This window comes from Acinetobacter sp. 766875 (assembly GCF_000582055.1).
Lineage (GTDB): Bacteria > Pseudomonadota > Gammaproteobacteria > Pseudomonadales > Moraxellaceae > Acinetobacter > Acinetobacter nosocomialis.
In genome coordinates this window covers 1-3,731 of the sequence record NZ_JEXX01000043.1, presented here as the reverse complement: position 1 = coordinate 3,731, position 3,731 = coordinate 1, and the positions used below count along the sequence as shown (strand labels likewise).

The 3,731-nt window shown below is 35.9% G+C and carries 3 protein-coding genes and 2 pseudogenes; 4 read left to right on the top strand and 1 reads right to left on the bottom strand.

Annotation, left to right across the window (positions count from 1 at the left end; genetic code table 11):
* The 4 genes and pseudogenes from J576_RS19995 to chrA form a co-directional block, all read left to right on the top strand.
* Positions 1-442 (top strand): annotated as a pseudogene (locus tag J576_RS19995) (IS5-like element ISAba27 family transposase); the annotation flags it as partial.
* 21 nt (positions 443-463) lie between these two features.
* A pseudogene (locus tag J576_RS20600) lies at positions 464-562 on the top strand (toll/interleukin-1 receptor domain-containing protein); the annotation flags it as partial.
* 333 nt (positions 563-895) lie between these two features.
* Entirely contained in the window at positions 896-1,834 is a 939-nt protein-coding gene (locus tag J576_RS19055; protein WP_002065076.1) for a chromate resistance protein ChrB domain-containing protein, read from the top strand.
* 46 nt (positions 1,835-1,880) lie between these two features.
* Complete coding sequence (gene chrA / locus J576_RS19050) at positions 1,881-3,302, top strand: chromate efflux transporter (RefSeq protein ID WP_002040866.1); 1,422 nt, start codon at positions 1,881-1,883, stop codon at positions 3,300-3,302.
* 115 nt (positions 3,303-3,417) lie between these two features.
* On the opposite strand, the gene J576_RS19045 is transcribed toward chrA, so the two are convergent.
* A partial coding sequence (locus tag J576_RS19045; RefSeq protein ID WP_031997944.1) for an integrase core domain-containing protein occupies positions 3,418-3,731 on the bottom strand: 314 nt, incomplete at its 5' end.

Here is a 3,731-nt window from a genome sequence, read left to right as displayed (position 1 = left end):
AAAAAAAAATCAGAGTAAGTTCTACAGTGGTAAAAAGAAGAAACATACGCTAAAAGCACAAGTGATCTATCATCCGAACAGCAAACAAATCATAGGGCTAGATATATCGAATGGCAGTCAGCATGACATTAAATTGGCAAGAAGAACGGTTAAAAAATTCAAACATTGTAAATATGTTATGACCGATTTAGGGTACTACGGATTAGAGCAAGATGGCTTTAAATTATTGATGCCAATAAAGAAAAAGAAGAATTTACCCTTATTTGATGTTGAGAAAAAGTACAATAAAATGATTGGAAAAATACGAGTTGTGATCGAACATATTAATAGTCAATTGAAAACATTTAGAATATTAAGTGAACGCTATCGAAATAGACGGAAAAGATTCGGTTTACGCATTAACTTAATCGCTGCACTGGTAAATCGGATGAACTTGCAATAACGACTTTCGCAAGAGGTCTATTATAGTCCGAATTTAGCCGATAAAGTCGCCTTAAATACTTCTGTAAATAGTATTGAGGAAATTGCCCATCAATTAGCTGATGTTATCTTAAATCGATAAGCGCCTTCTAAAAATTAAAATTTTGACTGAGATTTACAAATAACCTAATTCTCAGTCAACTTTTGAACACCCTACAATTTAGACACTTTACAATCAATAATTTAATTATAACTAAAACAATTTTTTTTGTGATGAGTAATACTGAATTCACAAATATTGATGTATATTGAAACAATAAAACCAAATAATTTATATAAAATCAAAAACTTAAAAAATTCTTCTTTAGCCATTTCCGCCCTTTAATATTTCTTTTGATATAAGAAATCGATTCTTCATATTTGTATCCAAGCCAAATTAATGTTATATATTTAACAAATAAGTTGAGTATACAACATGAAAATATCTTTACTCATATCCTCTTTGCCTACACAGAACACATCTACACGTATGAGAGTATGGCGTTCTCTTAAAGCAAGTGGAGCCGCAATCCTTAGAGATGGTGTGTATTTACTTCCCATTTCTCATAGCGAGAAATTTGATCCTATTGCAAGTGACGTTATTTCAGAGCAAGGCTCTGCGTATGTATTCCATGCGGAGCAGCCTTTAAACCTTGAATTAGCTCCTTTCTTCAGTCGAAAAGAAGAATACGATGTCCTCTATAAACAACTCTCTGAGTTAAGAGATCGTCAATCTAAAGATGAAAAGAAAGAGCTGCTCAAGCAAATCCGTAAATTAAGAAAAAGTATCGATGCACTCGTAGAAATTGACTATTACCCCGATGAGACTCAAGCACAGGTACTAAATGAACTTTCTGCTTTAGAGCTTTCAATAGCTCGACTTGGTGAAGTGAATGAGCCTCAAGCAATACAAGCACATATTCAACTTCTAGATAAAAATAGTTATCAAAACAAAATATGGGCAACTCGTAAGAGACCTTGGATTGATCGTCTAGCCTCTGCATGGCTAATCAAGACTTTTATTGATTCAACTCCTACATTTATTTGGTTAGAAACACCAAGTGAATGTCCAGAAGAAGCTTTAGGATTCGATTTTGATGGTGCAGCTTTCAGTCATATCAATCACTGGGTTACCTTCGAAGTTCTTTTACATAGTTTTAATTTAGAAACACCTGCTTTGAAAAAAATTGCAGAGATTGTCCACTATCTTGATATTGGCGGGATTGAGCCACCCGAAGCTTCAGGCATAGAAACCGTCTTTGCAGGAATACATGAAAACATTACAGATGATGACCAATTATTAGTCGCATCAAATGCAATCTTTAATGGCCTATTGTCTAGCTTTAATAAAAATAGCTCTGTACTGAATGATTAAACGCATCAAATACTTTTTAAATTTCAAAAATTTAGGTGAAATAGCAATGAATACAAATGAAGATTCCACTGCTTTAGCTGAAAGCATTCCCCCACATGAACTTCATGGTGTTTCATTTCGTGAAGCTTTTTGGGTATGGCTTAAAGTAGCTGCGCTTAGCTTTGGTGGACCTGCGGGGCAAATCGCAGTAATGCATAAAATTTTAGTTGAAGAGAAACAATGGATTAGTGAAACGCGTTTTTTACATGCCTTAAATTACTGTACACTTGTTCCTGGTCCTGAAGCACATAAGTTGGCTGTATACATAGGTTGGTTATTACACCGAACACGTGGCGGACTCGTTGCGGGTACTCTCTTTATTTTACCGGGTCTACTTGCATTAGGAATACTAAGCTGGATTTATGCAAGTTATGGTCAGATTAGTATTGTTCAAGCATTATTCTTTGGATTAAAAGCAGCCGTACTTGCAGTAGTTCTTGAAGCTGTCATGCGTGTAGGTCGTCGAGCCTTAAAAAACAAGGTGATGGTCATTGTCGCTATCTTGTCATTTATCGGCATCTTTATCTTTGCTTTGCCTTTTCCATTTATTATTTTAGTTGCTGCGCTTATCGGTTACATCGGAAATAAAAGTGGAAGTAAAGCATTTAACGCCTCCTCATCTCATTCTGACGCTAATAGCTCTAATGCTTCATTAGCAGCTATTGATGCTGCTTTTGCTAAGCAGATCCCAGAGCATGTACAACCTTCCCATACAAGAGCTCTAAAAATTACTCTCATTGGTTTGGTCTTATGGCTCGGCCCACTTATAGCTTTTATTACTTTAATGGGCAAAGATAATGTTTATACGCATATCGCTCTATTCTTCAGCAAAATGTCCGTACTTACGTTTGGTGGTGCTTATGCAATTTTATCTTATGTTGCACAGCAAGCCGTCGAAAACTTCCATTGGCTTAAACCTAGTGAAATGCTGATCGGACTTGGTATGGCTGAAACCACCCCTGGCCCCCTGATTAGTGTAGTTCAGTTTGTAGGCTTTATGGCAGCGTATCGAGACCCAGGATCATTGAATCCTGCCTTGGCTGGTACTCTTGGAGGTATATTAGCGAAATGGGTAACATTTGTACCCTCTTTTCTATTCATTTTTATTGGTGCTCCATATATTGAAGCATTAAGAAATAATAAGGCTTTAAATGCCATACTTTCGACAATTACAGCAGCTGTTGTTGGAGTGATCCTTAATCTATCAGTGTGGTTTGCATTACATACATTATTTGCTGAAGTTAATGTAATTCATAAATATGGAATGGTTTTACAAGTTCCAGTTTTATCCAGCATTAACCCATGGTCACTAATGTTATCAATCATAGCTATGCTTGCTTTATTCCGTTTCAAACTTGGAATGATGACTACTTTAGCTGGTTGCTGCGCTATAGGAATTATTCTTCACTTTTTCGGGATAAGCGGCTAATCACTTATAACTATATAAAAATGTTTTAGTTGGACTTATTTGTCCAACTAAAACAGAGGTGGTCCCACATGTTTGAACAACTAAAAGCTTATTTATAAGTGATACTCTGCTCTAGTTAAGCTACCTTATTTTGTTGTGGTAGCTGGTCATAGTAAAACTCATCTGGAGTCATTTTGTCCAGACTCGAATGAGGTCGTTTCAAATTATAAAATTCAAAATATGCGTTTAATTGCTTCTTCGCATCCAAAACATTGCTGTAGGCTTTGAGATACACCTCTTCATATTTAACGCTCCGCCATAATCGTTCAACCATCACATTATCAACCCATCGACCTTTACCATCCATACTGATTTGAATGCCATTTGATTTCAATACATCAATAAATGCATCACTGGTAAACTGACTGCCTTGGTCTGTATTAAATATTT